General features: G+C 34.5%; 17 protein-coding genes and 1 tRNA gene. 12 read left to right on the forward strand and 6 right to left on the reverse strand.

The window, feature by feature from the left end:
* Positions 1 to 112 precede the first annotated feature (112 nt).
* Positions 113 to 550, forward strand: a complete 438-nt coding sequence (gene msrB, locus AC1RPG_RS04205; RefSeq protein WP_481761568.1) for a peptide-methionine (R)-S-oxide reductase MsrB — start codon at positions 113 to 115, stop codon at positions 548 to 550.
* 72 nt (positions 551 to 622) lie between these two features.
* On the opposite strand, the gene AC1RPG_RS04210 is transcribed toward msrB, so the two are convergent.
* Positions 623 to 1,942: an APC family permease gene (locus AC1RPG_RS04210; RefSeq protein WP_481761567.1), complete on the reverse strand. Its 1,320-nt coding sequence runs from the start codon at positions 1,940 to 1,942 to the stop codon at positions 623 to 625.
* Positions 1,943 to 2,046: 104 nt separating this feature from the next.
* On the reverse strand, positions 2,047 to 2,442 hold the full coding sequence (locus tag AC1RPG_RS04215; protein WP_481761566.1) for a DUF4828 domain-containing protein: 396 nt from the start codon (positions 2,440 to 2,442) through the stop codon (positions 2,047 to 2,049).
* 183 nt (positions 2,443 to 2,625) lie between these two features.
* Between AC1RPG_RS04215 and AC1RPG_RS04220 the strand changes: the two genes are divergently transcribed.
* The 8 genes from AC1RPG_RS04220 to AC1RPG_RS04255 all read left to right on the forward strand — a co-directional run bounded on the left by AC1RPG_RS04220 (position 2,626) and on the right by AC1RPG_RS04255 (position 12,811).
* Positions 2,626 to 3,627 carry a Gfo/Idh/MocA family protein gene (locus AC1RPG_RS04220; protein WP_481761565.1) on the forward strand — a complete coding sequence of 334 codons (1,002 nt, stop codon included), beginning with the start codon at positions 2,626 to 2,628 and terminating at the stop codon, positions 3,625 to 3,627.
* 103 nt (positions 3,628 to 3,730) lie between these two features.
* Positions 3,731 to 5,011, forward strand: coding sequence for a DEAD/DEAH box helicase (locus tag AC1RPG_RS04225; RefSeq protein ID WP_481761564.1), 1,281 nt, complete (start codon positions 3,731 to 3,733; stop codon positions 5,009 to 5,011).
* Between the two features lie 130 nt (positions 5,012 to 5,141).
* A complete protein-coding gene (locus tag AC1RPG_RS04230) occupies positions 5,142 to 6,299 on the forward strand; it encodes a GNAT family N-acetyltransferase (RefSeq protein ID WP_481761563.1) in 1,158 nt (385 codons plus the stop codon).
* A 14-nt stretch (positions 6,300 to 6,313) separates the two neighbouring features.
* Positions 6,314 to 7,753, forward strand: a complete 1,440-nt coding sequence (locus AC1RPG_RS04235; protein WP_481761562.1) for a glycoside hydrolase family 1 protein — start codon at positions 6,314 to 6,316, stop codon at positions 7,751 to 7,753.
* Positions 7,754 to 7,905: 152 nt separating this feature from the next.
* Positions 7,906 to 8,751 (forward strand): PRD domain-containing protein, encoded by an 846-nt coding sequence (locus tag AC1RPG_RS04240; RefSeq protein WP_481761561.1) that lies wholly within the window; start codon positions 7,906 to 7,908, stop codon positions 8,749 to 8,751.
* Positions 8,752 to 8,885: 134 nt separating this feature from the next.
* Positions 8,886 to 10,853 (forward strand): beta-glucoside-specific PTS transporter subunit IIABC, encoded by a 1,968-nt coding sequence (locus AC1RPG_RS04245; protein ID WP_481761560.1) that lies wholly within the window; start codon positions 8,886 to 8,888, stop codon positions 10,851 to 10,853.
* 1 nt (position 10,854) lies between these two features.
* Complete coding sequence (locus AC1RPG_RS04250) at positions 10,855 to 12,285, forward strand: 6-phospho-beta-glucosidase (RefSeq protein WP_481761559.1); 1,431 nt, start codon at positions 10,855 to 10,857, stop codon at positions 12,283 to 12,285.
* Between the two features lie 241 nt (positions 12,286 to 12,526).
* A complete protein-coding gene (locus AC1RPG_RS04255; RefSeq protein WP_481761558.1) occupies positions 12,527 to 12,811 on the forward strand; it encodes a hypothetical protein in 285 nt (94 codons plus the stop codon).
* 101 nt (positions 12,812 to 12,912) lie between these two features.
* Here the strand turns inward: AC1RPG_RS04255 and AC1RPG_RS04260 are convergent.
* Positions 12,913 to 12,986 (reverse strand) — tRNA-Arg (locus AC1RPG_RS04260).
* Between the two features lie 229 nt (positions 12,987 to 13,215).
* On the opposite strand from AC1RPG_RS04260, the gene AC1RPG_RS04265 reads away from it, so the two are divergent.
* The gene (locus tag AC1RPG_RS04265) at positions 13,216 to 14,955 is read left to right on the forward strand and encodes a DUF6541 family protein (RefSeq protein ID WP_481761557.1); all 1,740 of its coding nucleotides are present in this window, start codon (positions 13,216 to 13,218) and stop codon (positions 14,953 to 14,955) included.
* Positions 14,956 to 15,099: 144 nt separating this feature from the next.
* On the opposite strand, the gene AC1RPG_RS04270 is transcribed toward AC1RPG_RS04265, so the two are convergent.
* Positions 15,100 to 16,335 (reverse strand): aminopeptidase, encoded by a 1,236-nt coding sequence (locus AC1RPG_RS04270; RefSeq protein ID WP_481761556.1) that lies wholly within the window; start codon positions 16,333 to 16,335, stop codon positions 15,100 to 15,102.
* 152 nt (positions 16,336 to 16,487) lie between these two features.
* On the opposite strand from AC1RPG_RS04270, the gene wecB reads away from it, so the two are divergent.
* Together wecB and udk are read left to right on the forward strand one after the other, a co-directional pair.
* Positions 16,488 to 17,630, forward strand: a complete 1,143-nt coding sequence (gene wecB / locus AC1RPG_RS04275) for a non-hydrolyzing UDP-N-acetylglucosamine 2-epimerase (protein WP_481761555.1) — start codon at positions 16,488 to 16,490, stop codon at positions 17,628 to 17,630.
* Between the two features lie 18 nt (positions 17,631 to 17,648).
* Complete coding sequence (udk, locus tag AC1RPG_RS04280; protein ID WP_481761554.1) at positions 17,649 to 18,284, forward strand: uridine kinase; 636 nt, start codon at positions 17,649 to 17,651, stop codon at positions 18,282 to 18,284.
* A gap of 123 nt (positions 18,285 to 18,407) precedes the next feature.
* Here the strand turns inward: udk and AC1RPG_RS04285 are convergent, their stop codons facing one another.
* Both AC1RPG_RS04285 and AC1RPG_RS04290 read right to left on the reverse strand, forming a co-directional pair.
* On the reverse strand, positions 18,408 to 20,159 hold the full coding sequence (locus tag AC1RPG_RS04285; RefSeq protein WP_481761553.1) for an MFS transporter: 1,752 nt from the start codon (positions 20,157 to 20,159) through the stop codon (positions 18,408 to 18,410).
* Positions 20,160 to 20,222: 63 nt separating this feature from the next.
* A complete protein-coding gene (locus tag AC1RPG_RS04290; RefSeq protein ID WP_481761552.1) occupies positions 20,223 to 23,063 on the reverse strand; it encodes a YfhO family protein in 2,841 nt (946 codons plus the stop codon).
* Positions 23,064 to 23,073: the final 10 nt, after the last annotated feature.

Here is a 23,073-nt window from a genome sequence, read left to right on the forward strand (position 1 = left end):
TGAGGAAGACCAAAGGTATTTTACTTTTGGCCTTTTTTTTGCAAACAGATAAATTGTATTCAGTGTGAAAAAGAGTATTCTAATGATATCTTAAAACATTAGGAGGTCCATTATGTCAAAAGAAACTGAAAAAGAATTACGTGAACGTTTAACTAATGAAGAGTTTGAAGTTACACAACATGCTGCAACGGAAGCGCCATTTACCGGTAAATATGATGACTTCTATCAAAAAGGAATTTACGTTGATGTTGTTAGTGGGGAAGCACTTTTTAGTTCAGCAGAAAAATATGACGCTGGCTGCGGTTGGCCATCATTTTCAAAACCAATCCCAGGTTCTAAGATTGCTGAGTTGGTTGATAATAGTCTTTTTGGTTATCAACGAACGGAAGTTAGAAGTAAGGAAGCAAATTCACATTTAGGTCATGTATTTACTGATGGACCTAAAGACCAAGGCGGATTACGTTATTGTATTAACTCTGCCTCATTGAAGTTTATTCCTGAAGCAGAAATGGAAGCTGCTGGATATAGTAACTATTTAAATAATTTATAAAAAATAAAAACATTCGACTTAAGGGATATGAGCCTATCTGGCTCTAAAAGTTGAATGTTTTTATTTGTATAATTATCCTTGGCTTTTTTGATGAATAAAGTAAACAGGAATGCCAAGTCCCGTTATTAATAGACCAACAAGTGCTAACGTCGTTTGTGTTAATAGTGTCGCAACGAGTATAAAAATACCCCCAATAATCGCGATGATTGGAATGATTGGATATAAAGGAACTTTATAGGGTCTATTTAATTCAGGTTCACGTTTTCGTAATATAAAGATAGCAACGAAAACTAGTACATTAAAAATCCAAATAACAAAAATAAGCATATCTGTTAATAAATCAAAACTACCTAAGAACATCATTATTATTGCGATACTTATTTGTAAAAAGCCCGCAATATATGGAACTCTCGTATGAGGAGATAAGCGTTTTAGCCAATTACTAAAGGGGAGTTGGTTTTCTAAGGCCATCGCATATGGAACGCGCATACCGGTTAACGTATAGCCGTTAGTGGCACCGTAGACTGAAATTAAGATACCAACGGTCACAAACTTACCACCAAATTGTCCAAATAGTTGTCTTGAGGCATCAGAAGCTGCATTTAAATTGCCAGCTAATCCTGAAATAGGAAGAGCCTTAAGAAAAACAAAATTAATTAATGTATAGATAATTGTGATGAAAAATAATCCTGAAATAATGGCTTTCGGTAAATCACGTTCTGGATGGTGCATCTCTCCGGCAATATTTCCAACCCCAATCCAGCCATCATAAGCAAACATGGTCGCAAGAAGGCCGCCACTTAAAGCAGTAAAGAAAGACTGGTGCGCGCCGGATGTTAACGGAATTAAACTAAACGTCACTTGTCCAGGAGTGAAAATCCCCCATATCACAATGACAATAATAGGTAATAATTTTAAAACTAATGAAATTGATTGAAAGGTACCACCAACTTTGGCGCCTAAAAAGTTAATCAATGTGATACTGATTCCACTAATTAAAGCAAATGGGATAATTAAATGTGAATCAAGATGGAAAAGATTAATTAATTGTGTGCCAAAAATAATTGAAAGAGCTGCAATGTTTGCTGGATAATAAATGATTATTTGTGCCCAGCCAAGTAAAAATGCTGGGAAACGGCCATAAGTATATTCGATATATTTAATGGCGCCACCAGTTTCTGGGATGGCGGCTGCAAGTTCTGCAGCGGTTAATCCAGCACAGATAGTTAAAAAGCCACCAAGTAACCAAACAAATAAAGTTAAGTTAGCAGATTGGGTTTGTTGTGTAACGCTTGAAACTTTAAAAAAAACGCCTCCGCCGATAACTGTTCCCATTACAGTTGAAAGGGCAGCGAAAAAGCCAATATCTCGTTTTAGGTGATCATTGTTCATGGAAAAAGGTCCTCGTTTCTATATTAAAATGCGTATTTAACTATTTTAGACTATTTAAACGTGTAATGAAACAAAAAATGAAGATGATAATCAACAAAATTCTGTTAATCTACATCTTCATTTTTATCATCTTGTGATTCTACAATTGGGGCTAATTTAATGGGATAGGTCCGGTTATCTGCTTCGTCAAACAAACTCACTGGTCCTTGATCGTTTGCATCAATTCTTAGATGAAAACCATATTCATCTAAGAAACTAAGTTCACGCTCATCTATATGTTCAATCTTACCATCGAGTGCACGTTCGTCAATTCGAATTGTGAGGTCTGATGAAATATCCAAATTATGGTGTCGATGACTTAATTCATCGTAGAATAGCCAATGTCCAGCATAAAAAATAGGTAAAGAAACCTTAGTTTTAGGTGCGGTTATAGACTTAATATCTTTCGTTAATCCAATAAAAAATGATGCACCTAGTAGTGCAAAACTACGTTTCTTCACAGCTATCCCTCCTAATTAGAACTCTTCTACTTAAATATAGCACTTTTAGCTAACAAGCGGAAAGAATTGCCCAAAATATATATAAATTTAATCTATCGTCACAAAATTGAAATAAAGCAATCGTTATGAAAACGGTTCAATTGTTGTTATAATGAATTTAATAATAAAATGGAGGTATTGGGTATGATTAAATTAGGTATTATTGGTACAAATTGGATTACAGGTCAATTCGTTGAAGCAGCGCATGAATCTAATGAATTTCAATTGACTAGTGTCTATTCAAGAACCGAATTAAAAGCCAAAGATTTTGGTGAAAAATATGGTGCAACAAATTTTTACGATAATATGACAGAATTTTTAAATTCAGATAAATTTGAGGTAATCTATATTGCTTCTCCGAATAGTTTACATTTTGAACAAATTAAATTAGCGATTGAAGCTGGTAAAAAAGTTATTGCCGAAAAACCAGTGGTCTCAAATCCAACAGAAATGGCCGCTATTCAGACGGTTCTTAGGGAACATCCTGGAAGTCAATTATTTGAAGCAGCTCGACAAATTCATCAAGATAATTTCAAAATTATTGAACAAAAAGTAACTGAACTAGAGACCATCCAAGGCGCAACTTTAACTTATATGAAGTATTCGTCACGTTATGATGCTATTTTAGCAGGTGAAGAACCTAATATCTTCTCACCAAAATTTTCTGGTGGTGCATTACAAGACTTAGGTGTTTACGTTGTTTATAATGCTATTTCTTGGTTTGGTACACCACTTGAAGTTCAGTACTATCCAACAATGTTACCAACAGGTGTTGATGGTAAAGGTGTCGCAATTCTAACTTATGAAGATTTTAGAGTGACCTTAAATATTGGTAAGACAGCAAATTCATATTTAACTAGTGAAATCTATGGCCTAAAAGACACAATTGTGATGGATAATGCAGCTGAATTAAATGAGGTTCTTTATCGAGATGGCTCTGATAAAGAAGAACTACTTAGTCAAAAACCAGCTAAAAATCCGATGTTAGCTGAAGCGATTGATTTTGCTAGAGTCATCAATAACCCCAATGACGTAACGAACAAAGCTGATTATATAAAATGGCAAAAACTTAGTGTGACAGTTAATCAAGTATTGTTTGATTTAAGGAAAAGTGCCGGAATTGAATTTCCAGCTGATCATAAATAAGAATTATTGAGATAAGTTTCTGTGAATCAATGGAAGCTTATTTTTTATATGCTATACTTAATTATTAAAACTAATCCTATGAAGTTAAAAGAAAGAGACTAAAATGAATCCAAAATTTGATGCATATTTTAAAGAACAAGGTTTTGAAACACAATCACCCATCCAAGAAGCCGTTTATGAACCTCTAAAATCAGGTGAAAATATCCTTGGATTAGCACCAACCGGTTCTGGTAAAACATTAGCGTTCAGCTTACCTTTACTCGAAAGATTAATACCTAAAGATGGCATTCAACTATTGATTATTGCACCTTCACAAGAATTAGCTATGCAATTAGCAGGTGTCATTCGTCCTTGGGCTAAAGAACTTGATTTAAAAGTTCAAGCTATTATTGGTGGTGCTAATATGAAACGCCAAATTGAAAATTTAAAGAAAAAACCTGAGATTATTGTCGGAACACCAGGTCGCTTATTGAATTTAGCTGAAGATAAAAAAATTAAATTACATAAAGTTAAATCAGTTGTCATTGATGAAGCGGATGATTTATTAACGGATGAAACACTAACAACTTGTCGTGATTTAATCAGCCAGGCACCTGCAGGCATTCAATTAAGTTTCTTTTCTGCGACGGAAACGGCAATATTAGATGATTTGAAAAAATGGTTTGGTGCTAATGTGACAACTTATGATGTTCGTGAAGTTGATCAAACACAAGGTATCGTTCACCATTATTCAATTGAAACACCAACGCGTAAACGTCAATCAACGTTGCGTCGTTTAGCAAATGTTGAAGATTTTTATGCACTAGTTTTCTTTAACCAACTATCATCGTTACAAGATATGGCTCAAAAATTAAAATATGATCATGTACCAGTCGCTGTCTTAGATAGCGAGCAACGCCAAGTTAATCGTGCTAATGCTTTATCACAACTTCATAAGCATGAAATTAAATTATTACTAACGACGGATGTTGCCGCTCGAGGTTTGGACATTCCAATGTTACCCGCAGTCGTAAATTATGATATGCCTAAAGATACGACGTCATATATTCATCGTGTCGGCCGGACAGGCCGGATGGGTGCTGAAGGGATGGTTATTAATCTTGGAAATGAACATGATCTACGTACCTTAAAACAAGATTTAAAAAATACACCATTTGAAATTGAAAAAGGTTACTTATATGATGGTGCGATTGTAACAGAAAGACCAGAACGTGTGGCTGAACCAAAAGCTAAGAAACTTAAACCAGTTGAAGTGAAAGCCAAAACAGTTGATGGTCAAAAGCAATCTGATGAACCAGTAAAGAAACCACATCGTAAAGTTCGTTTGAGAAATCAAAAAAATAAAGGTAAAAGACGCAAACCAAAAGCAGAACATTTTGATTAATGAGAAGGATCATCCAATAATAATTGGATGATTTTTTTATTGACTAATTTTGTAAGCGATTGCACGAATAGGGTAACCGTGCTATATTTAAAGAGGTTAATTCGTACAGAAGAAGGAGTTGAGTAGATCCATGACAAATATGAAGTTAGATGAAACTCATTTTGGAAGTTACTTTGATTTATCAATTTATGCCTTTAATAAAAAAGTATCAGCACAGAGAAAGAGCTTTTTTCGCAAACTTTATGAGCATTCATCAGATTGGGGCTCAGTTGAATCTGGGAAAGTTGTCAGCGGTGTGATTAATACACCATTTACGACTCATTTTCACGGGACTCAATTTAAAATGGGTGGTATTGGCTATGTTGCAAGTTATCCAGAATTTGCTGGTCAGGGTAGTATTGGACAATTAATGAATTTAGCTCTGGATGAGATGTATGATAATGGAACGACATTATCGTATTTAGCGCCATTTTCGTATCCGTTCTATCGTAAATTCGGTTACGAAGCAACATTTGATCAAACGATATATCGGATGAATACGAAGGATTTACCACGATTAAAAGTTAAGGCCATAGGTCACGTTGAACGTCACCGTTATTTGGATGTAAAAGAGGAATTAAATAAATTATACCAACAGAATCAGCTCTCTCAACAAGGTGGTATTGAACGGCCAGATTGGTGGTTAACTTATTCGGCGGAGAAACACCCTAACTGGGAAGTAGCGGTCTATTATAATGAAAAAAATGAGTCAGAAGGCTATCTTGTTTATCAAAGAGAAACTGATGAATTTAAAATCGTTGAATGGATATATCAAACAAGTGAGAGTTGGCTCCAATTACAAAATTTTGTGCTTAAGCATCAATCAGCATACGAATGGTTTAGTTATGAGAGTCCAATTGGACAGCCATTTCCAGATGTACTGGCAAATCCTCAAGTTGAAGTGACAACGCAACCTTACATGATGGCAAGAATTGTAAATGTTGAAGACTTTCTCAGCAGATACCCTTACCAGCAAGATTTTCCACAAATTGTGATTCAAGTTCAAGATTCGACTATTCAGGCTAATGAAGGCTATTGGCAAATTAGCCGAATAGACGGACAAACAAAAGTTGAAAAGACTGAAAATTCAGCAACTACGTTTACAACGGATATTCAAAATTTAACACGAAGTATGATGGGGTATCGAACATTTAAACAATTAAAACAATATGGATTTGTATCAGGCGACGTGACGTTATTCGATGGCGCATTAATTAAAGAACAACCGATATTAAGTGATTATTTTTAAGGAGAGAATAGATAATGGAATATGAAAAAATGAGTCAATTTCCAACTGATTTTTTATGGGGGGCTTCCTCAGCTGCTTACCAAATTGAAGGTGCGTATCAAGAAGATGGTAAAGGATTATCAGTTTGGGATAAATTTGTAAGAATTCCTGGGAAAACATTTAAGGGTACAAATGGTGATGTAGCCGTCGATCATTATCACCGTTTTAAAGAAGATGTCGCCTTAATGAAGGAGCAAGGATTGAAAGCTTACCGTTTTTCAATTGCTTGGACACGTATTTATCCAGAAGGAAAAGGTAAAGTTAATCAAAAGGGGATAGATTTTTATAATCGATTAATCGATGAGTTAATTGCGAATAATATTGAACCTGTTGTGACACTTTATCATTGGGATTTACCACAAGCATTACAAGATGAATATGCTGGTTGGGAATCTCGTGAAATTATTACTGATTTTACGGATTATGCGAAAACTTGTTTTGATGCATTCAGTGATCGTGTTAAATATTGGGTATCATTAAATGAACAAAACGTATTTATTTCTCATGGCTATCAAATGGAGAGTCATCCGCCTGCAGTAAATGATGAAAAAAGAATGTATGCTGCAAATCACATTGCTAATTTAGCAAATGCTTCAGCAATTAAGGCATTTCATGAAGGTCATTATCAAGGTGAAATTGGGCCTAGCTTTGCCTATAGCCCGGGTTATGCAGTTAATGGAGATCCTAAAAACCAAGTTGCGGCTACTAACTATGAAGATTATGCTGCTCATTTTTGGATGGATATTTATGTTTATGGACGTTATCCAAAAATGATTTATAAATGGTTAACTGAACGTGGAACTGCACCTACTGTTACAGAAGCAGATCAAGCTCTTTTAATTGCTGGAAAACCAGATTTTATGGGTTTAAATTATTATCAAACCCAAACAATTGCGGCTAATCCGTTAGTTGGTGGTGTTGGACTTGCTGCTGAAAATAATACAGGTAAAAAGGGGACTAGCTCCGAAAGTGGCGTTCCAGGCATGTTTAAGACTACTAATAATGAATTTTTAAAACAAACTGATTGGGATTGGAATATTGATCCTGAAGGGCTAAGAATTGCTCTGAGAAGAATTGATAGTCGTTACGACTTACCTGTTCTTATTACTGAAAACGGTCTTGGTGCTTATGATAAATTAGAAGAAGGCAATACAATTCATGATGATTACCGAATTTACTTTATCAATGAACATATTAAAGCCATTCAAGAAGCCATTTCAGACGGTGTAAAAGTCATTGGGTATACAACTTGGAGTTTCACTGATTTATTGAGCTGGTCAAATGGCTATCAAAAGCGCTATGGCTTTGTTTATATTGATCGTGATGAAGAAAGTGCGAAAGAATTAAAACGATATAAGAAAGATTCATTCTATTGGTATCAAAAGGTCATTAAAGAAAATGGTAGTAAGTTATAAAGTAATTTAAATAGCTATTGATAACGCTTACAATAAATGATACAATAAATATGAAATGAGTGTTACTGATTCGATCAGGCATGACCTATTGATGTAGATATGAAAATATCTGTATTTGTAGGTCATTTTTTATGGGAAGGGGTCGGTTTGATGTGAAGTTCGTAAAAAATTTTAATAATAATGCAGCTTTAGTTGAATCATCCGACAATGTTGAGTGGGTGGTCATTGGTAACGGTATTGGATTCGGTTATCATGCTGGAGATAATATCGATAAGGACCAGATTGACCGACGGTTTAAAGCTGAAGAAGATTCAGATACAATGAAATTAATTTCAGGATTTGATGCAGAAACTTTGGAAGTTACGACAACTTTTGTTGGAGTAGTAGAGCCATTAATTGATGTGACATTTGATGATGTTCAATTTTTGATTTTAGTGGACCATTTTCAATATTCATTACAAAAAAATCGTGAAGAAATGTTTTTAAATGACCGATCTGTTCATTGGGAAATGAAAAAATTATTTCCAAGTGAATTCCAAGCTGCAAAGGTTGGTATTAAAGAAATCGAATCAAAATTTGACATTACGGTTCAAAATAATGAATTGATTTTATTAACCTATCATTTGATTAACGTCAAAGAAGGCGGACATGCTGTTCAAGAATCGATGAAGCTGACAGAACTCATTTCGGGAATTGTTAATATTATTCAATTAGATACTGGTATTATTCTCGACGAAAAATCATTTAATTATAGTCGATTTGTCTCACATTTACGCTATTTATTCATTAGGCATTTTCATAATACTGAGATTGATCGTGCAGAACTTGACCCTGAGTTGCTCGCCATGATGATTAGTCGGTATCCACAAGTGTACGAAACAGTGGAAAAAATCGTGCAGTATATTCGAGAACGGGCCGATTGGGATTTACAAGCAGACGAACAAGTTTATCTAGTTTTACATATCTGGCGAGTAACCCATCGGCAAACAGAAAATTAAATAAATTGATAATTAGGTGTGTTATTGCCATTTATAAGCAAGCATAAACCCAGTTATCCATGCAAACTCGTATTTTTTGAGTTGAAATGGATAACTGGGTTTTAATTTATAAAAAATATAAAGGAGTGATTGTGATGAGTTACGAAAAATTAGCTAAAGATATTTTAAAAAATGTAGGTGGCGAAGCTAACGTTAATAGCGTAGTCCATTGTACAACCCGACTAAGATTTAAATTAAAAGATGAATCTAAGGCCAATACCGATATGTTGAAAAATATGGACGGCGTAGTGACCGTTGTTAAAAGTGGCGGCCAGTACCAAGTGGTTGTTGGAAATCAAGTTCCGGAAGTTTATGATGCATTAGTTAAAGGTAGCGGACTTGATGGTGATGGCATTGTGCCAGATAATGATGGCGAAAAAATGAAACCGCTTGATGCCTTTATTGATATGATTTCAGGTATCTTTGCACCAGCTCTAGGTGTTTTAGCTGCAACAGGGATGATCAAAGGAATAGTTTCATTACTAGTCGCATTTAGCTGGGTGGCACCGACATCTGGAACGTATATTATTTTAAATGCATTAGGAGATTCTTTCTTTTATTTCTTCCCGATTATCTTAGCTTACAGTGCTAGTAAAAAATTCCACGTTAATCCATTGTTGGCAATGGTTATTGGTGCATCCTTAGTTTACCCAACTATTGTGGCACAATTGCCAGCAACACTAGCCGCTTCAGGTGGAAAAGTGCTGTACACTTTATTTGCAGGAACAATTTTTGAATCACCAATCTATATGACATTCTTGGGGATTCCAGTAATCATGATGAGTTACGCATCATCAGTTGTACCTATTATTGTATCAATTTGGTTTGCATCAAAAGTGGAACCATTCTTCAAAAAAGTGATACCAGAAGTTGTACGAACATTCTTAGTGCCAATGTTAACAGCACTTGTTGTTGTGCCTATTACATTTATCTTTATAGGTCCCATAACAACTTGGGCTAGTGATATTGTGGCAACCGGATTTACAGCTGTATACACATTTAGTCCAATTGCCGCTGGCGCAGTTCTTGGTGGCTTATGGCAAGTACTTGTTATCTTCGGGTTACATTGGGGACTTGTTCCACTTGCCTTACTTAACATTTCAACAACAGGCTCAGATCCAATTTTAGCACTTATGCTAGGGACAACGTTCGCTCAAATTGGGTCAGTATTGGCAATTACAATTAAAACAAAAAATAAAAAACTAAAAGGTCTTGGCTATTCTTCATTTATTTCAGGAATCTTTGGTGTTACGGAACCCGCTATTTACGGAATTACGTTACCTCGTAAAAAACCATTTATTATTACATGTATTTCAGCCGCTATTGGTGGCATGGTTCTTGGTGTATTTGGGACAAAAGGATACATGGTTGGTGGATTAGGCATTTTCTCTATTCCAAGTTACTTGAATCCTAAGACAGGAATTGATATGTCATTCTACGCTGTGCTGATAGCAATCGTTGTTTCATTCGTATTGGCATATGTCTTAACACTTATGTTCGGTTTAACAAAGGAAGATCAAGAAGTACCCGTTGCTGTTGCTGAAACAAAAGTAACAACGTCAGTAGTACCTGTAGAAGTAGAAATGAGTGGAGAAATCCTTGGTAGCCCACTTAAAGGCGAAGTATTACCTTTATCAGAGGTTAAAGACCCTGTCTTTAGTTCTGGTATTATGGGTGACGGTATCGCAATTCTACCTGAAGTTGGTCAATTATACGCACCTGCTGATGGTAAAATAACATTAGTTTTTCCAACAGGACACGCAGTTGGTATGGTGACAGACGATGGCGCCGAAATTTTAATGCATATCGGAATGGATACAGTTGAATTAGAAGGTAAGTATTTTGAAATTCAAACAGAAATTGATACCGTCGTAAAAAAAGGCGATTTATTACTTAAATTCGATATTGAAGGTATTAAACAGGCAGGATATGAAATTATTACGCCAATTATCGTGACGAACACACCAAAATATAAAAAAATTAAACCACTTGCTAAAGACCAGTCAGAAATAATTGTTGGTACTGATTTATTAGATTTAGAAATTAATTCAGGAGGTCAATAAGATGACAAAATCAAATTTTCCAGATAACTTTTTATGGGGTGGCGCAACGGCCGCTAATCAATTTGAAGGGGCCTATGATGTTGATGGTAAGGGCCTGTCATTAGTAGATATATTACCAGACGCACACCATGGTCGCTGGGATTATTTATTTAATGTAAAAGAAGCGATGCAGATGAAAGAAGATTTTTATCCTAGTCATGAATCTGTTGATTTTTATCATCATTATGAAGAAGATTTACGATTAATGGCAGAAATGGGTTTCAAAACCTTCAGAATGTCAATTAGTTGGCCACGGATATTTCCACAAGGTGATGAAAAAGAACCAAACGAAAAAGGGCTAGAATTCTATGATAAAGTTATCGATCTTTGTAACGAATTAGGGATGGAACCGTTAGTAACAATTAACCATTTCGATACGCCGTTAGGGATGTTGAAAAAAATGAATGGTTGGGCTGACCGTCGAATGATTGATAATTACTTAAACTTTTCACGCGTCTTATTTATGCGTTATAAGGATAAGGTTAAGTATTGGTTAACATTTAACGAAATTAATATGATTTTACACATTCCGTTATTGGGCGGTGGATTAGATTTGGAAGGGATTGATAATCCTGACCAAATCAAATATCAAGCGGCACATCATCAATTAGTTGCCTCTGCGCTTGCGACAAAATTAGCACACGAAATTAATCCTGATTTTAAGATAGGGTGTATGTTAGCGGCTGGGGTTACCTATCCCAATACACCTAATCCAAAAGATGTATTTGAAGCAATGACAAAGGATCGGGAAGGATACTTCTTTATTGATGTTCAGTCACGTGGCTACTACCCAAGTTATTCGGCAAGATTATTTAAAGATATGGGTATAGAAATTAAAATGGCAGATACCGACGAAAAAGATTTATTAGAAAATACAGTTGATTTCATTTCATTTAGCTATTATTCATCAAGATTAGCAAGCGCTGATCCTGAGATGACTGATAAAACAGCAGCAAATGTCTTTGATAGCTTAAAAAATCCTTACTTAAAGACAAGCGAATGGGGCTGGCAAACAGATGGCCTTGGTTTGAGAACAACGATGAATCAAATTTATGATCGTTATCAGAAACCATTATTTGTTGTTGAAAATGGATTAGGTGCAAAAGATGTTGTGGAAGAAGGCAATAAAATTCATGATGATTATCGCATTTCTTATCTAAGTGAAAATATTGAAGCAATGGGTGAGGCGATTGCAGACGGGGTTTCTTGTCTAGGTTACACATCATGGGGCTGTATCGATTTAATTAGCGCAGGCTCAGGCGAAATGGCGAAACGCTATGGTTACATTTACGTAGATCGAGATAACGAAGGTAACGGGACGCTAAATCGATTGAAAAAAGATTCGTTCTATTGGTATCAAAATGTTATTAAAACAAATGGTGTCGAATTATAAACTGGAAAAATTGAAGATATAAAATTTCGATGCGATTTAAAATACTGTTTAAGCAATGATTGTTTGCTTAAACAGTATTTTTTTATTTGCGAAAGTCTTATTGCTTAGTGGAAAAATAATATTAGGTGTACAATTATCGAAATCTTAAAGATAGTTTAGAAAAGATTGGATAAAATGATGTGTTTTAGACCTTAAAAAAATTGTTAAACAAATATATATAACGTGGAAGAAGGTCTTTCCGATGAGAAAAAGGTTTAAACCTGTAAATAATGAAATGAAATGGGTAGGAATTGTTAGTATCGTGTTGTGTTTAATTGAACCATGGTTAATAGTTGTGAATTTAACGATTGGCATGTGGTTAGTGGGGACGGGTATGATTGGCATTGGAACTTATATTGAAAGACTACCCTTTTTTCAGAAAAATATTGGTTATCGTCTATGTGGTATGTTGTTATTTATATTAATTGCATTCATTAATACAATTTATATAATAGTAATTCTTCTACTGCTACAATTTCAAGGATAAAATAAATAGCACTTACAAGTTAAATATATAAAAAATAGGTTACAAAAGCTCGGCAGTATACCGAAGTCTTGTAACCTATAAGGCGGAAAATTTATTTAAGATGTCCCTGATCAGAGTCGAACTGATGACCTACCGCTTAGGAGGCGGTTGCTCTATCCAGCTGAGCTACAGAGACAAAAAGGCTGATTACTTCATTGTAAATGGCAAAAATAAATAAGTCAATTATTACTATTGTAGATTTTTAAATTCATAGTCATAATTTTCATTTACAACATGGCTAAGGTGTCAGTAGTTTCATAGATATTGATCTTTTAGTTCTAGCAATATTATATTTCTTGAGTGACAGCACAATTTTCTATTGTTATAATTAAACCATTAAATAATTTTATTTGGGAGTAAATAGCTTGATAAATAAGTTTGAATCTTTAAAAAAATATGGAACGGTATTTTGCGTTATTTTTATATTAAGTTTTTTTCTGACAGTTCCGCAGATACTTAATAATAGTTTAGTAGTTGGTGCTGATTCTCTATTCCATTTTAACCGTATCTATGATGATTATATGCAGCTTAAAACAGGTAACTTTAATTATTTTCAATCTAATTACGGTTTTCAACAAAGTGGTCGAATTGTTAATGCCTTATATGGACCAGGGTTTACTTACCTTTTAGGTGGATTACTAGGTATCGTGCATAGTTGGATTAAATTTGAAATTGTCACGTCATTCATAATTTTCTTTATTAGTGGATTTTCAATGTATTTTCTATCTAGAGAATTGAAAGCGACTAAAAAAAATTCAGTCTTAGCTGCTAGTCTTTTTATGGGTAGTTTCTATATCACTCGATGGTCAATCTATCAGAATTTTATGATATGGGGCGTTATGTTGATGCCTTTGATTGTCATTCTTGGGCTTAAAATGATTAAAAATAATGCTAAGGATTTAAAAGTACTACCTTTAGCATTAGCAGTTTCAGTGCTAATCCAAATTCACGTCTTAAGCGCCTTAATGTCAATTGGCGTTTTAGTTGTATTCTTTTTCATTGGCTTTATTCAAACTAACCAGAAATTACAACTTTTATTAAAATGTTTTCTAGCCAGTTTACTGGCGTTAGTTCTGACCTTTAATGTTTGGGGAGCTATGTTGGATGTTTTCTCAAATAATAAAATATATTCACCATTTGCCAATTCAAACATGTCTGGTTCAACCATGAACCTTTCAACTGGTAACTATAGTGGTACACAGTTTGGATTGGTTATGAGTATCATTTTTGTGTTACAAATTGTTTGGTTGTTTTCAAAAAGAAAAGAATTATCTCTAGCTAATAAGATTGTTACTATAATAGGAGCTATTTTTCTTGCTCTAACTACAAATTTATTTCCGTGGACTAGGATATCTATATTAATTCCACAGTTACAAAGTTTTTTACAGTTTCCTTATCGATTTGATAGTTTTACTACGATTCTATTAGTAGCGGGGTTCAGTGCTACAATTTCTACGTTACCTTCGCCGAATGCAAAGAAAAATTGTTCATTGTTTTTAATTGTCGGAAGTATTTTTATTTTAGGGCAATCGTATAGTGATATTCAGACTAAAAATGAAATTTGGAATTCAAATGAGTCAATTATAGCTAAAGGACATGTTACAACCCCAGATTCTTTAAGTACTGTCCAAATAAGAAATGCTTTTACTAATCGTGATTTAAAAAAAGGGTTAGAGGTAGCACAAAAATCAACTCCAGATTATTTACCTAATAATCAAGAATTAAGCAAGGATCCTTACAATGAATATAAAAATGAAATTATAATGAATAAGTCAAATATTATAAAAAGAGTGACAGATAAGGGTGATTTATCGCTTAGATGGACTGCAACAAAAATAGGAGAAACAATGTCCTTACCTATTATTGTTTATAACAATTCAAAAGTTACACTAAATGGAACTAAGCTTAATATAAAAAAGATTACCTTATCAAATATAGGTAGTCCAACGATTAAAGCAACAAAAAAAGGTATCAATAGAGTAACGCTTAGTTATCATTCAAAAATCATTACTAAACCTCGACTAATGATGGTTATTGCAGCGTGGGTGATTAGTAGCTTAGCTTTTATTACCTTTACTTATAGGGATTATAAAAATGACATTTAATATAAACAAACATATGATTTTAATATACTATATTAAGATATACTTTCTGAATTTGGGTTACAAAAACCTAATCAATAAAATAAGTAGTAGTGAAAAAGGTATAAACTAACAGAAATGCTAGTTTATACCTTTTTATGTGATCATTTATGCCCAATCCCCATTACGGAAAACGGGTACTGTACTGCCATCCTCACGAAGCCCATCAATTGACATGTCAGATGAGCCGACCATGAAGTCAACGTGCGTTTGGCTTAAATTTAAACCAGCAGCGGCTAATTCAGTATCGTTCATTTTAGTACCATCCTTAATAGAGAAGGGATAAGCGGAGCCAAGCGCTAAATGGTCACTGGCATTTTCATCGAATAATGTATTAAAGAACGTTATTCCTGATTGTGAAATTGGAGAAGGGTCTGGAACTAAAGCAACTTCACCCAATGATTTTGCGCCATCATCAGTCTCTAGTAAGTGCTGTAAAACTTCTTCACCTTGTTCAGCAGTTGCTTTAACAACCTTACCTGCTTCAAAAGTAAATTTCATACCACTCAAAGTAGTTCCTGCGTAGCTTAATGGTTTTGTTGAAGAAATGTAACCATCAATACGTCTAGAATCAGGTGCGGTGAAAACTTCTTCGGTAGGCATGTTAGCCATGAATTCATGACCTTGTGCATCAAATGAACCGGCGCCTTCCCACAAATGATTTTTAGGGAGACCGATGACGATATCTGTCCCTGGGGCAACATAATGTAAAGCAGAAAATTGTTCTTTATTTAATTCTTCAGCTTTTGTGCGCAATGTTAAATCATGTTGATGCCATGCTTCAATTGGATCTTCATGATCAATACGTGTTGTTTTAAAAATTTCTTCCCAAAGTCGTGAAACAGCAAGTTCGCCTTTTAATTCAGGAAAAACGAGTTCAGCCCAAGCAGTATCTGCGGCAGCGACTACAGTCCAACTAACGTCATTATTTTGAGTTGCTTTACGTAATGGACGTAGAGCTTGACCCATAGCTTTTTGGCGTGAGGCAATCTTTTCAGAAGGGATACCAGCAAAGGCATCAGGATCATCTGACATGACTGAGATGCGAGATGCTTTTTTAGCAACCCAATCTTCAACTTCTGAGGTTGCATAACCAGGAACGTCGACTAAACGGTCTAGTGGAGCAAATTCAAGGAATGATTTCGAGACATGACTATCTGCCCATTTAACGATAACTTCACTTGCGCCAGCAGCATAAGCTTCATTGACGATTAAATGAGCTAATTTTTGTTGGGTTACGGAAATTTGTAGGACGATTGTTTGGCCTTTTGAGACGTTAACACCGACTTTGACGATTAATTCAGCATATTTTTTAAGTTGATCTTCAAAATTTATTTTTGACATAGAAAGACCTCCAAATTTATTTATGAAATAATGATAACATATTAATGAGAAAATGATTAATAATTAGGCTATTAAATTTTTGTTAACAAAATCAGAATTTTGTCTTTTCTTTGGTATAATAGTAACTAATATAATCATTGAGGAGGCCAATTATGAAAAAAGTAAAAGTGATGACTGTTTTTGGGACGCGTCCAGAAGCAATAAAAATGGCACCTGTTGTCTTAGAGTTAAAAGAACGTACGACGGAGTTTGAAACAGTAACTGTCGTAACAGCACAACATCGCCAAATGTTGGACCAAGTCTTAGAGATATTTAAAATAACGCCAGATTATGATTTGAATGTGATGCACGCTAACCAGACATTAAGTGATACAACTCGAAATGTTTTACAAAAATTAGATGATGTTATTAAAGTAGAGCAGCCTGATATTATTTTAGTTCATGGTGATACAACAACAACATTCGCCGCTAGTATTTCAGCTTTTTATAATCAAGTGGCAATTGGACACGTTGAAGCGGGATTACGGACTTGGGATAAGTATTCACCGTTTCCAGAAGAAATGAACCGTCAACTAACAGATGTACTGGCAGATATGTACTTTGCCCCAACTTCGCAAAGCGAAACTAATCTGTTATTAGAAAATCATCCAAAAGAAAATATTTTTGTAACAGGTAACACAGCCATCGATGCTTTAAAACAAACAGTTCAAAAAGAGTATGACCATGATGTTCTATCAGAAGTAAATCCTGCGAATAAAATGATTTTACTCACGATGCATCGTCGTGAAAACCAAGGTGCACCTATGCGTCGTGTTTTCGAAGTGATTAAATCTGTCGTTAAAGATCAGCCAGATGTTGAAGTCGTTTATCCGGTTCATTTAAATCCAGTTGTTAAAGATTTAGCCGAAGAAGTCTTAGGTGGAGAACAGCGCGTTCATCTAATTGAACCGCTTGATGTGGTTGATTTTCATAATATCGCTGCAAAAAGTTACTTTATTATGACGGATTCAGGTGGTGTTCAAGAAGAGGCGCCATCATTAGGAAAACCAGTTCTTGTTTTACGTGATAACACAGAACGTCCGGAAGGCGTGAAGGCGGGTACATTGAAGTTAGTTGGAACTGACCCTGTGAAAGTCAAAGAAACCATGCTATCATTAATAACTAATAAGACAGAGTACGAACGAATGGCAAATGCTAAAAATCCTTATGGAGATGGGCAAGCAGCTAAACGAATATTAGATGCCGTTGCTTATCGATTTGGAGATAGTCAGCAAGAACCTGAACGTTTCGAATAAATGGAGGATTTCTAAAGCATGAGCAAAAGAACAAAACGTCCCATTATTATTGGTGTAACAGGTGGTACTGGTAGCGGTAAGACGACGGTTAGTAATGCTATTTATTCACAATTAGCTGGCGAATCAATCATGATTTTACAACAAGATACTTATTATAATGATCAAGCTGAAATGAGTATGGAAGAACGTAAAGCAGTGAACTATGATCATCCACTCGCGTTTGACAACGAACAGATGATTAGTGATTTGGAACAATTGTTGGATAATGAAGCAATTGATATGCCTGTTTATGATTACACACAGTTTACTCGTTCAAGTGAGACGATCAGAACAGAACCTCAAGATGTTATCATTGTTGAAGGAATTCTAATTCTAGGGGACGAAAAGCTCAGAAGTTTAATGGATATTAAAGTTTTTGTTGATACAGATGATGATTTACGTATTATTCGCCGTATCACACGTGATATGAAGGAACGTGGTCGCTCATTACAATCAGTTATTGATCAATACGTTAAAACGGTTAAACCAATGTATAATCAATTCATTGAACCAACGAAACGCTATGCGGATATTATTGTGCCAGAAGGTGGCGCAAATACAGTTGCTATTGATTTATTGTCAACTAAAGTCCGTGACATTTTACAACAAGACTAGCTAAAAAATCTCATACCAAAAAGTCCCCAAAAGTCTCATGACTTTTGGGGACTTTTTGGTATGAAAAAACTGTTGTTGGTAATAGCTTTTACGCTATTACCAACAACAGTTAGAGTGGACTTGTCATTTATGAACACTATTTTTGTCTAGTTTTCTATTTATAAAATGGAGTGTTATCATCGATAAAATACTAATAATCCAAGTTAAAATGACGAAAAACAAACGCCATGTAGTGATCATTTCCGATTGATATCTAAGCACTACACGATTACTCCCTTTTTTTGTTGCCTTAACAGTAGGGACACCTAATGCAGATAGAGATAATCGGTGTAATTGACTTCCATTTAAGGAGAGCTCTGAATTATTATAAACGACAATAGGAAGTGCGATGGATTCACCTTTTTTTGTCGCATGCCATTTAAGGATTAAATCACCATTTTTTGTAACAGTCTTAGTGATATTAGGACGATTCCTAACAATATCTTTCTTGTATTCTTTTTTATTATATGTTGTCTTTTGTTCTTGATTATTTGGTAAATAATCTGGGGCTATTTTTTTAACCACCTTTAATCCTTTTGATAAATCAGAACTAGTAAAATTAGTTCTAATTTGATCACTCGTTAGATGATTTGAAACGACAACGCTCCCTTTATAAATAAGAGGATCATTGGAATTCCAGAGCTTATTTTGCTGTTGAATATCAATATATGATTGACCTAAAATAAAAAGACTACTAATGATTAAAAATAACTCGCCAAACTTTTTAGGCTTAAATGAAGGTAGCTCAGAAAGAGAGTTGCCAAAACCAGCAAGTAATAAGACAGTTGCAAAACCATAAAAGCGGTAAGGAAATTGTAAAAAACTTCGAAGCTGTGGTATTAGATTCGATATTGTCGTCCAAGGAACAAGATTTGTTGATAACAGGAGAAATAAGGCTCCTAATAGTGTCATTAGCTTATTAGAAAGTGATACTTGTGACCACCTAGAAAATAGTAAAACAAATTGTAAAATGAAAATAACGCTCATAAATAGTCCTATAGATGAAGCGCTATAGCTAGTTGTTGAAAAACGCATTGTAGCACTAGCCATATCTAAGTGAGTGTAAGGCGAGTACAGCGTATTTCTTGTGAAAATTTCTAGCATAGCGCCCCAAACATTAAAGGTTAGAACAATAGTTAGAAGGGCCGCTAAGAAACATTTTGATAAAAGCTGTAATTTTTGATTTGTCTTGTAAAAACCGACAACAAAGAAGATAAAGATGACGCCAACCGACATTAAGGCACTTAAGACATGAATTTGAATAAGCGCTGAAATCAATAATGCTAATGGTAGTACTTTTAAATCCTTAGCATTATTTTTAATCATTTTAAGCCCGAGGATGACAATTAAGGGCATTAGCATAACGCCCCAAGACATAAAATTCTGGTTAATTGACCAACGGGTAACGTAAAAACTCCCCATAAATAGACTAGCAATCAATAATGAAATTTTCTTAGAGGATTGAAGCTCTCTAGATAGAAAATACATTGAGTAACCACTAATAAAGAAAATTAAAAAGGAGGTTATGATTTGAAATAAAATCCAATTATGAACAATTAAGAGTAAGATACCTAACAGATAAGCAAAACCTGGTCCATATAAGGCGTTAATAATGCGACCACTCTGTAAAAAACCATAGTTAGTTTGAAAATAACTAAAGTTACCTGTTTTAAATTGGATATAGGTATCGTAAATACGATTGAAATGAAAAAGCGAGTCACCACCTAAGACTAGACTGTGGTTGATTATTTGTGGAAGAACTAAAAATAAACTAATCAAAAAGATGGTTGTAAATACGATTAAACGATTTTTAAGATAACTGACTTTATTTAACAAGATAGTAAACCCCTAATAGATTTATTTAGTAGATGAGGTCATAATAATATCATTTATGTCTAATTAAAGTCTTCTTAAACGTCTCCAAATTAGAGGTGTTAAACTATAACTCCCCCAAACAATGAGGCCAAAAACACTTAAAAGAAAACCAGTTGATAAGCCAGGTGTTTGATAACTATAAATGATATGATGAGTTCCTTTTTTTAATTTTAAGCCAATAAAAGCGCTATTTGTTTTAATAACGGGCACGCTATGACCATTATCAGTCGCTGTCCAACCTGTAGAGTAAGGGATAGATGATGTTAGGATACCTAATTTATTTGTTGTTATTTTGCCACTAACTCTATTTGTAGCAAATTTTAATGAATTTAATTTATTTTTCTGGATTTTTTTAACATCATTTGTGTAAGTTTGACCAAGCGGAACGGCAGTAATTTTAAGGTTGAATGAGTAAGTCCCTGAATTTGATAAAAGTAAATCCAAACTTTTGGGCATTTGTTTTTGATAGCCCATATTTAGGGTAGCATCAGATAAAACTTTAAAGAAAGAAAGATTTTCAATACCCAATTGCTCAATCGTATTAGTCGTTAAATTAGATTTAACCCCGATCGAATAGCCTGTATTGGAAGAACCTGTCGTCAGTTGCTTCCTAAGCGATTTCTGTGCTGACCGGGGACCATTCGTATCTAATAACTGGTTATCTGGTTTCGTAGTATTATTAAAAATAGCCATATTCACTTGTTCTTTAGAGGACAGTGATTGGTGCTTAATGTTAGTTAATGAAAGATGCAATTCAGAATTTTGATATTTTTTTGCGTTCTTAATGTCAATCTGATAGCTATCTGAAACAGGATTATTACGATAGTGATTATTGGTAATACGTGTTTTTGTTTCGTTAGGTTCTCCGGCGTTCACTGTTTTTACAATTGTATAGGCAACGTTTTCAGTATCAAATGTTGATTGTTTCTGGTTAAATCCGGATGTATCCGCGATACTAACGGCTTTAGCTAATTGACGTTCTTGATCAGAAGCGGATAATTTAGCAGTTTTTTGATTTGAAGTGACATCAGATTGCCAATAAATTAATGGAAAATTATTCTTAGTTTCATAAAGATTGGTTTTCTCAGGTTTATTTTTATTTTCAGATTTAGTTTTGAGTAATGTATAACCATAGGGGATCTTTGACTCATTTGGCTCATTTGAATGAGTAAAGAGATACTTAACGCCAAAAAAGTTATTAGCGATTGTTCGATCATCAAAATTTTCAATCGGAATATTATTGTTATATTGAGCATTTTGTAACCTGTTTGAAAATACTCCGACTGCGCCATTTTGAATCGAGTAGTATGAGTTAATTAAATTTAAATCATTATTTAAATTATTTCGTAACATGTAGTTAGAACCAAAGTTATAATTTTGGCTAATCGTTGAAACACGAAATGAGTTAGATTTAGGAAGAGAATTATCTAATCCATCAAATAGATTAGATGATAGTTTCTGGTAACTACCAGAGGGCATTAAAGTCTTACTATAAAAGTTAGTGAAAGGTGATGCAAAAGAAACCCCAGTAAAGATCAAGTTCACTAGGATAAGACCGAATATGATTCGACCAGAATTTTTATTTTGACGGTAAAGTAAGATTGCGACAAAAAAAGAAATTAAAAAGATAACAGGAATGAAAATTTCTGTCGTCCCATTAATATAAAAGGGTAATGATACTAAAAGTAAATAGATACCAAGACAAATACTGAGGTATTTAATTTCAGGCAACGTTATTTTTTTGAGAGAATCAATGAAGAAGGCACTTCCAAGTGAAATGGGAACAAATAATAATAGAATCCAACGATTAGAAGGGGCTTGAAAACCATTAAACATCGCACCAAACATTGGGAATAGTAACATAATCAACCCAATTGAAAGACTCGTTGTCATTAGTGGGTAGTGTTTCCAATGGTAAAACAGATGGAATAATGCTAGAACAGCTAAACTACTAAAGCCAAATTTAACCCAGAAAGAAGATACTCCGCCAGCAAGTAATTGAGCAGGTAAATTAATGTAGTAATAAGCGGGGAAAGAGGTCAAACCATTTGCGAATAGACCACCTGACCGAGTTGAACTAAAGACCGCAAGAATTGACGGTAGCATGATAAAGGCAGAAATCAGTAAACTGATGACTGTACTGATTAAAAAAGTGCCCGCTGTTTTAAAGAAACTGAGATTTTTTCGATAATAATAAATGAAACGTAGTACTAAATATACAAAAGCACCGATGCCTAAGACTATGGCGAAGTAAAAGTTACTGATAAACATCCATGAAAAAGCAAAAATGAAGAAATGTGGTTTAAACCCTTGTAAAATTTTTTCTATTCCGACAATTATAAGTGGAAAAAGAATGAATGGTGTTAGGAAAAAAGGTTGCATTAGGGATGAATAAAGTGAAAAAGAAGTGAAGGTATAAATGATTGCCCCACCTAAGATCGCGCTATTCGTTAATTTAAAGTGTCTCGCAAAGAAGATAAATGATAGCCCCACGCAAAATAACCTCAAAATGAGTGTGAGCTGGTAAATAGTCACAACGGCACTTGAGGGAAATAATAGCGTAATATAGGCGAATACGTCTCCAATAACGTAATAAGCAAATGTTTGAAATTGATCTGCGCCAAGCCCTAATTTCCAAGACCACATTTGGAGTGGTTGAAAGGGATGGTTGATGAATTCACCAAGTAGTTGACGATAATTTTCTAATACAGGTAGATGCTGTTCAGCAGGATCATGACTTTGAATTAAAGAGTATCCAGCTAGTTTGTAAGTTCCAAAAATAAGAACAGCTAAAATTGCAAAAATGATAATGTAATAAAGATAGGTCATTTTTGATTTTTTTAGATCGAAACGAAACTTCTGCATAGCTGGAATC

The sequence above is a fragment of the Dellaglioa sp. CoH-57-MRSF-18 genome (genome assembly GCF_056781995.1).